The 7,267-nt window shown below is 66.9% G+C and carries 5 protein-coding genes and 1 pseudogene; 3 read left to right on the top strand and 3 right to left on the bottom strand.

The features are described from left to right. Positions 1 to 794 precede the first annotated feature (794 nt). Positions 795 to 2,567 (top strand): selenocysteine-specific translation elongation factor, encoded by a 1,773-nt coding sequence (gene selB, locus FPZ47_RS25460; RefSeq protein WP_144956712.1) that lies wholly within the window; start codon positions 795 to 797, stop codon positions 2,565 to 2,567. Positions 2,568 to 2,612: 45 nt separating this feature from the next. Continuing rightward, positions 2,613 to 3,473, top strand: a complete 861-nt coding sequence (selD, locus tag FPZ47_RS25455; RefSeq protein ID WP_246133609.1) for a selenide, water dikinase SelD — start codon at positions 2,613 to 2,615, stop codon at positions 3,471 to 3,473. 174 nt (positions 3,474 to 3,647) lie between these two features. Here the strand turns inward: selD and FPZ47_RS25450 are convergent, their stop codons facing one another. After that, on the bottom strand, positions 3,648 to 5,117 hold the full coding sequence (locus FPZ47_RS25450) for an arsenic transporter (RefSeq protein ID WP_144956718.1): 1,470 nt from the start codon (positions 5,115 to 5,117) through the stop codon (positions 3,648 to 3,650). 202 nt (positions 5,118 to 5,319) lie between these two features. On the opposite strand from FPZ47_RS25450, the gene FPZ47_RS25445 reads away from it, so the two are divergent. Next, positions 5,320 to 5,682 carry an ArsR/SmtB family transcription factor gene (locus FPZ47_RS25445; protein ID WP_210420008.1) on the top strand — a complete coding sequence of 121 codons (363 nt, stop codon included), beginning with the start codon at positions 5,320 to 5,322 and terminating at the stop codon, positions 5,680 to 5,682. Positions 5,683 to 5,716: 34 nt separating this feature from the next. Here the strand turns inward: FPZ47_RS25445 and FPZ47_RS25440 are convergent, their stop codons facing one another. Both FPZ47_RS25440 and FPZ47_RS25435 read right to left on the bottom strand, forming a co-directional pair. Further along, complete coding sequence (locus tag FPZ47_RS25440) at positions 5,717 to 6,604, bottom strand: hypothetical protein (RefSeq protein WP_144956721.1); 888 nt, start codon at positions 6,602 to 6,604, stop codon at positions 5,717 to 5,719. A 228-nt stretch (positions 6,605 to 6,832) separates the two neighbouring features. Next, positions 6,833 to 7,267: pseudogene (locus tag FPZ47_RS25435) on the bottom strand (hypothetical protein); the annotation flags it as partial.

The raw sequence follows: 7,267 nt of genomic DNA, 5'->3' as shown, positions 1-7,267 counted from the left end.
TGACCCCGGTTTCGCGGGCATTCCTTACGTGATGCATGGATCAACTTTCGCGGGCATCTTGACGTGATGCATTACGGTCGGCGACGTGCCTCATCAGAAGTGCCCGCGAAGCGCCCTCGGTTGGGCAGGGCACGCAGCGCGAGGCCGCGGACAAGTGGAAGGTCGACGGCTCGACGGTGGCGGTGATCTGCCGCGCCGCCGAGCAGGGTGCGTTGGCCGGGTTGTCGGCACGGCCGGACCGCCGAGGCAAGAGCGCCGAGCAGGCGGTGGCGCTGCACTGGACGAGGGGAACTCGCGTTGGGTCTGACCGCCGGCCCGGTCCTGCCGCGGGCGGACACATACGGCAAGGCAGGGATGCGCGTTCCGAAGTTCTTGTGCTGACGGGGTGCCGGAGCTAGCCTCCGATTGTGCCGGAGCGCCCGTCGTCGGTCGATTACCTGGCCCATAAGGTGGTCGAATCGGCAACCGGTGCGTGCACGTCACGTCCCGTCCGACCAAGCATGCGGCGCAGAAGCGGCCCTGGTGGTCGACAATTGTGCAGCAGCCATGTGTTTGACCTGCGAACCCGCGGTGCAAGGGCAAGTGGTGGACTGTGAGTTGGTGATGGAAGGGGGCACCCTGGCCGGCGTGACCATCCGTTCCCTGGGCGTCGCCGTCGACGGCGACGAAGTGGGGTCGCTTCGGTCGTGGCTCCCACGAGCAATCGCCGGACTCGTGAGGGGGTGCACCGTCTGCGACCCACACACGTTCCTGACTGATCAGGACCGGTTTGTGGCCGCGGCGCTGTCGGGGCGTTGAGAGTCATCGCCACCGCCGGGCACGTCGACCACGGAAAGTCGACGCTGGTCCGGGCCCTCACTGGGGTCGACCCCGACCGGCTGGCCGAGGAGCGGGCGCGGGGCATGACGATCGATCTGGGCTTCGCAGCCACGACACTCCCCGGCGGCGAGGACATCGCCTTCGTGGACGTTCCGGGCCATGCCAGGTTCGTGAAGAACATGCTGGCCGGGGTCGGGGCCGTCGATTCCTGCCTCTTCGTCGTGGACGCAACCGAGGGCTGGAAGGCTCAATCCGAGGAGCACCTGCGCATCCTTGAGCTGCTCGGAGTCTCCCACGGCGTGGTCGCGCTCACAAAGGTGGCGGGGCTCGACGACGACAGCCGTGAGCTCGCCGCCTGGGAGGTGGCCGAGCACCTGGCCGGGACGTTCCTAGCCGAAGCCGAGATGGTGGCGGTGGATGTTCCCGCCCGCGTCGGAACAGACGCCTTGGTCGCCGCGCTCGGCCGCCTGGCCGGCAGCACGCCCCCTGCCGTGGACAGCGACCGCCCACGGCTGTGGGTGGACCGCTCATTCGCCGTTCGGGGCTCGGGCACCGTCGTCACCGGCACCTTGACCGGCGGCCGGCTGGCCGTCGATAACCAGCTCGTCGTGGAGCCCGGAGGCCGCCGAGTCCGGGTGCGTGGCCTGCAGAGCCACCACGCGAGCCTCCGGGAAGCCCGTCCCGGCCGGCGCGTTGCGGTGAACCTGGCGGGGATCTCCCACAGTCAGCTCCATCGGGGTCAGGCGCTCGTGCGGCGGGGCCAGTGGCACCTCAGCGTGGTCATCGATGCCACGCTCATGGTGCTCGGGACCGTCGAGCATCCGGTGAGCCACCGCGGTGCCTACACGGCTCACATCGGCTCGGCCGAGATCCCGGTGCGTATGCGGCTGCTCGGCAGGCGGCGGGAGATTGCCCCCGGGAGCAGTGCACCGATCAGGCTGTGGCTCTCGACCCCGGGGCTGCCGCTTCTCCCGGGCGATCGTTTTGTGCTGCGAGAGGCGGGCAGGGCCGAGACCATCGGCGGCGGGGAGATCCTCGATGTTGACCCCGTGCTCCCCGTGGCCCGCGCCGACCCGTCACTTTCGGTGGACCGGGTGATCGCCGAGCGGGGCTGGGTCGAGGCCGGCCAGCTGGAGCGCCTCACCGGGGAGCGCCGGCCCCCGAACGTGGGGCGCTGGGTCGTCGGCCCGGACGCAATCGCGGCTGCCCGGGACCAGGTCGTATCTGTCTGCAAGAAGGCCGGCGAGGTAGGCATCGAACTGGCGAATTTCGACGAGCGCCGACGTGCGCTGCTGGCCGCCGAGATACCCGGAGCCGTGGTGGTGCAGGGACGCGTCTACGAGGCAGGACGCGCCCCGAGCGGGCTGAGCAGTGCCGCCCGGGAGGCCCTGTCCCAGCTCGAGACCGCACCCTGGAGCCCGCCCGATCTGCCGCTGACGTCGCGCGGTGCACTCAGGGAGCTCGAGCGCCACGGCCTGGCCGTGCAGACCGGCGGCCTGTGGTTCGCGACCTCAGCGATCGAGGCGGCCACTCAGGTGATGGCGGAGTTGCTCGGACGCGACCCGCATGGACTCACCGTGTCCGCGGCCCGCCAGGCGCTCGGCGTCACGCGGAGGCATGCCCTGCCCCTGTTGGAGCACCTTGATCGGCAGGGACTCACCCGCCGCCATGGCGATGTGCGGATCGCCGGTCCCCGCATGACCCGGCCAACCGCGGCCCCAGGACCCCCGGCGCCCGATTCCGGCTAGGGTCGGGAACATGGCCGAAGTTGTCAAGCTGACCGAGTGGACGGCATGCGGAGGCTGTGCGGCCGGCTGGGGCCCGACATCGCGCTCGTGTCGACGACCGACTTCTTCTCCCCGCTCGTCGACGACCCCGCCGACTTCGGGGCGATCGCCGCGGCCAACGCCTGCAGCGACATCTTCGCCATGGGTGGGCACGTCGTGCTGGCCCTGAGCGTGGCCGCCTTCCCCGAGCGCCTTCCGCCGGAAGTGGTTTCTTCGGTCCTGGCCGCCGCGGCCGACACGGTGACTCGGGCCGGTGGGACGCTCGCGGGCGGGCACACCATCCGCTCCGAGGAACCGATCTTCGGGCTGGCCGTCCAGGGCATCGTGCACCCCGACCGGTTCTGGAGCAAGGCGGGTTCCCGCCCCGGAGACCGGCTCGTGCTGTCGAAGCCGTTGGGCACTGGCATTGCCCTGGCGAGCGGCGACGACGAGGCGCGAGCCGCGGCCATCGCCGGCATGCGATCCCTCAACCGGGAGGCCGCTGCCCGCCTCTGGGCGCTCGACGAGCCGCCGCATGCCGTCACCGACGTCACCGGGTTCGGGCTCGCCGGACACGGATGGGAGATGGCCGAGCGGGGCGGGGTCGACATCTGCTTCGAGGGTTCGTCCCTGCCGTGTATTGCCGGCACCCGAGCCGCAGCCGAGGCCGGGCGCCGCACCGGCGGCGAGGCCCGCAACCGGGTATACCTGGCAGATCGCTTCGACTCGAGTGCGGACGCCGCATCAGAAGCGCTGGCGCTCGACCCGCAGACCTCGGGTGGGCTGCTCGCCGCTGTCGACCCGTCCGACTCCGGGTCCCTGGTCGCCGACGGATGGTGGGAGGTCGGCGAGGTCATCGAGGGGGTCCCGAGGGTGGTGCTGACATAAGAATGTAAGGGGCGTCGTGGATCGCCCGAAGCATTAGCGCATGCTGCAGCGTCTGTCTCCGGCAGCACCGACCGAAGACTTTATGCCACTAGCAGTTCCGTGGCGCATTCCACGCGTTGCACGGCATTCGTTTCCGTGTTCTCCAGGCGTGGCCGAGGTCCCCGGACTTGCGGGTCAGGTCCCGGTGACGGTTAGCCAGCCGGCAAAGGCGAGCAGGGTTACCAGCAATACCGGAACGGTGAGCACGACGCCGGTGCGGAAGTAGCGGCCCCAACCAATGTGCAGGCCCTTGCGATCGAGCACGTGCAGCCACAGCAGGGTGGCCAGGCTGCCGATCGGGGTGATCTTGGGGCCGAGGTCGCAGCCGATGACGTTGGCGTAGACCATGGCTTCGTGGGCCAGCCCGGTCGCCTGCACGGCGCCGACGGCCAGCGCGGCGACCAGCACGGTGGGCATATTGTTCATGATCGACGACAAAACTGCTGCCGCCACCCCGACCCCGAGCGCAGCGCCGACTAGGCCGTGACGCGCGAAAAACCCGAACAGTTTCGCCAGTTCGCCGGTGAGGCCCTGGTTGCGCAGGCCATACACGACGAGGTACATGCCGATGCTGAACAGCACGATCTGCCAAGGCGCTTCACGGATGACCTTGCCGACCGGGATCCGCCGCGGCGCGGTCAACCGGTCGTCGTCGGTCATCGCCCGATTTGCTACGGAATCGGCCAGGTCGGCGGTGTTCACCGGATCGCCGAATGAGCGCTCCGGCATGCTGTCGTCGGCCCCGCCTGCACCCTCCCGCGCCGAAACCCGCTGTCGCTCCGGCTCGGGGAAAGCGAACGCCGGGCGGCGCGCGGCGACCGCGATCAAGATCAGCGCGCCGGTCCCGGCCACAACCGAGAGCGGTACTCCCACCGGATCGGCACCGAAATAACCGACTAGCAGCAATGCGAGCACGACCCACCCGGCGCGGAAGGTCAACTGGTCGGTGATGGCATCCGCCGGACGACGCAGCGCGGCCACATCGTAGGTCGTCGGGATGGAGCGGCGAAAATACAGCAGCAGCACGGCAAGGCTGGCCAGCACGGACACCACGCCTACCGGGACCATGACCATAGCGAACCGGGTGAAGCCGATGCGGAAGAAGTCGGCTGAAACGATATTGACCAGGTTGGACACGACCAGGGGCAGGCTGCCGGTGTCGGCGATGAATCCGGTGGCCATGACAAAGCCGAGCGCTGCTTTCGGGGAGAACTTCAGCGCCAGCATGATCTGCATCACGATCGGGGTGAGGATCAACGCGGCGCCGTCGTTGGCGAAGACCGCGGCGATCGCGGCGCCGAGCAGCACGATCAGGACGAACAGCGCTCGCCCATGTCCGCGTCCCCACCGGGCCACATGCAAGGCGGCCCACTCGAAGAAGCCGCACTCGTCGAGAACCAGCGAAACGATGATCACGGCGACGAAGGTCAGGGTCGCGTTCCAGACGATGCCCACCACTGTCGGCACATTGGAGAAATGGACCACCGTGGTCGCCAGGGCAACGACCGCGCCGCCCAGTGCGCTCCAACCGATGCCGAGGCCCTTGGGTTGCCAGATCACCAGGGTGAGCGTGACAAGGAAGATCAGAATCGCGGCCACAGTCATTGCTGTTGTCGCCCCCTTCTCGATGCACTAATCGCGCACATTACATCGATTCAGATCGATAGATCAAGCTATTCTGATGTGACGGGAGTCTCCGCAAGGCCTCCAATTGCCGGTGATGATCGACAAAGATCAGCTCATAGACCACTTGTGTCGCCGTTTTAGCTTGTTGACATCTGGCCGGTCAAGAGCGTCTCATTGAAAAATGTTGATGTCTGCCATTGCCGTTGATGAACGCGCGCCCGGACGCGCCGCGGAGCCCCAACCAGACGTCGCCGAGGCCGCCGTGAAACTCTTCGGTGATCCGCTCCGTGCGCAGATCGTGCGCCTGCTTACCCGCGAGCAGATGTGCACCTGCCATCTGATGGAAGACACCGGAGCGCGACAGTCCACCCTCAGTCACCACTTGCGCATCCTGCGCGAAGCAGGCTTCGTCGCCGCCGAGCCGTGCGGCAGATACACCTACTACCGGCTGCGCCCCGAAGCCCTGAGCGCGCTGACCGCCGGCATTGCAGAACTCACCGTGCAGGCACACATGACCCAAGCGGTCCGCCGGCCCTGTTCCTGATCCGGCCGTGCCCTCGTCCACGAAGAGAGTTTGCTCACGCCGTGATCAGGAGCCGGGTCAGATAGAACGGTTCGACCGGGCCGATTTCGATCCCGGCTCCTACAGGACCCGCGGCCGCCTGAAGCCGGGTGTCCAGATGGGAGTTTTCATGATCCCAGACGGACTCCCACACGCCGTGGAACAAGTAGGCGCGCAACCCGCCGTCAGGGAAGGCGTTGCGCAGTATCTCGGTCGATAGCGCTTTGCGATAAAGTCGATTGTCCTTGGCCCCGGGCTGGCCGATACCGCTTGGGTCATCAGTTGGCTGATAGGTTTTTTGCGCCACCTCGAGAAGTGGGAAAACCAGCTTTTCCCATTCGAGATGTCCGGCGTCGGCGACCATGACATGGTTCTCGACCGTGACGGTGCCGATTTCCGGGGCTTCGACGGGATGACGCAAGAAGTCCGTCATTTCCGCTGTCGTCGTATAGATGCCCGCGCGGTTGCCGGCGGCGATGGTTTGAAACACGCCGCGGTAGACGCTCATGGGCGCGGCAGATTTGGCGATCCCGGTCGAACTTTGCCTTACCGCGTGAAGAAACGGCAGTACCGTTCGGTCGAAATCCTCGTTGATCTGCGCTGTTTGCAGTTGCGTGTAATCAGCAAAGCGGATGAACAGCGAATAAAAATATGGCTGCGAATGGTTCCTGACGCCGTCGAGATACGCTTCGGCAAGGACCCCCTTATAAGCCTCGGGGTAGTTCTTCACCATGGTCGAGTCGCCGCTCATCTGCTTGAGCATCAGGGTGAGAAAACCCGGCGCCCGGCGCCATGCCGAAGCCCGCTCCGTAAGAGCCCCCAGGGCGGCGTCATGTTCCGGGCCGGCAACGCGAAACTCGAAATAGAGCGTCGCAGGCCCCTCGGGCGTAGCCATTTGTGTCATATGCCCACGTTAGACCGATCTTGCAAGCCCCGCGTGGATGGCCCCAGTCACCCCATCGCACGGTGGCGAAACCGGGCCAATTTGCCAGTCATCCCCCCAACCGATTGCCCGGCACCATCTGGTGACCTGACGGCGACGGGCCGGGGGTCGGATGCCGTCACTTGTGGCGGGCCGCCTCTCGAACGGGCTGGACGCAGGAGGTGACGCCCGATTCTGTGCCGACGCCGGTCAGGCGATTCGGGGGCGGGCCGTAGCGGGCTGGTGTTCGCGCACCCATGCCTGGGCGGCCATTTGGGTGGCGTCCCAGGGCGATCCGAGTGGTGGGGTGTAGGACAGGTCGAGTTCGCTAAGGGCGCTGACGGTCATGTTGTGGAAGAGCGAGGTGGCGTAGGTGTCAACGCGTTTGGCGATTTCGGCGCTGCGGTGTCCGATAAGTTGGGCGCCGAGCAGGCGCCCGCTGTCTTGATCGCCGGTGATGCGGATGTGGATCGGGGTGGCGCCTGGGTAGTAGGCCTTGTGGTCGTCGGGACTCGATTGGCTGGTGACCGGGGTCCAGCCACGGTCCGCAGCGAAGGCTTCATGTTCGCTCAGACCCTGATTTTTCAGCCTGATGTGGGTGATGGCTGTGTCGTGACACGGAAATGCCCTTCGTGCAAGGGAAAA

It is taken from the genome of Mycobacterium helveticum (genome assembly GCF_007714205.1).
Classification (GTDB): Bacteria; Actinomycetota; Actinomycetes; order Mycobacteriales; family Mycobacteriaceae; genus Mycobacterium; species Mycobacterium helveticum.
This window is presented reverse-complemented; position numbering and strand designations above follow the sequence as displayed.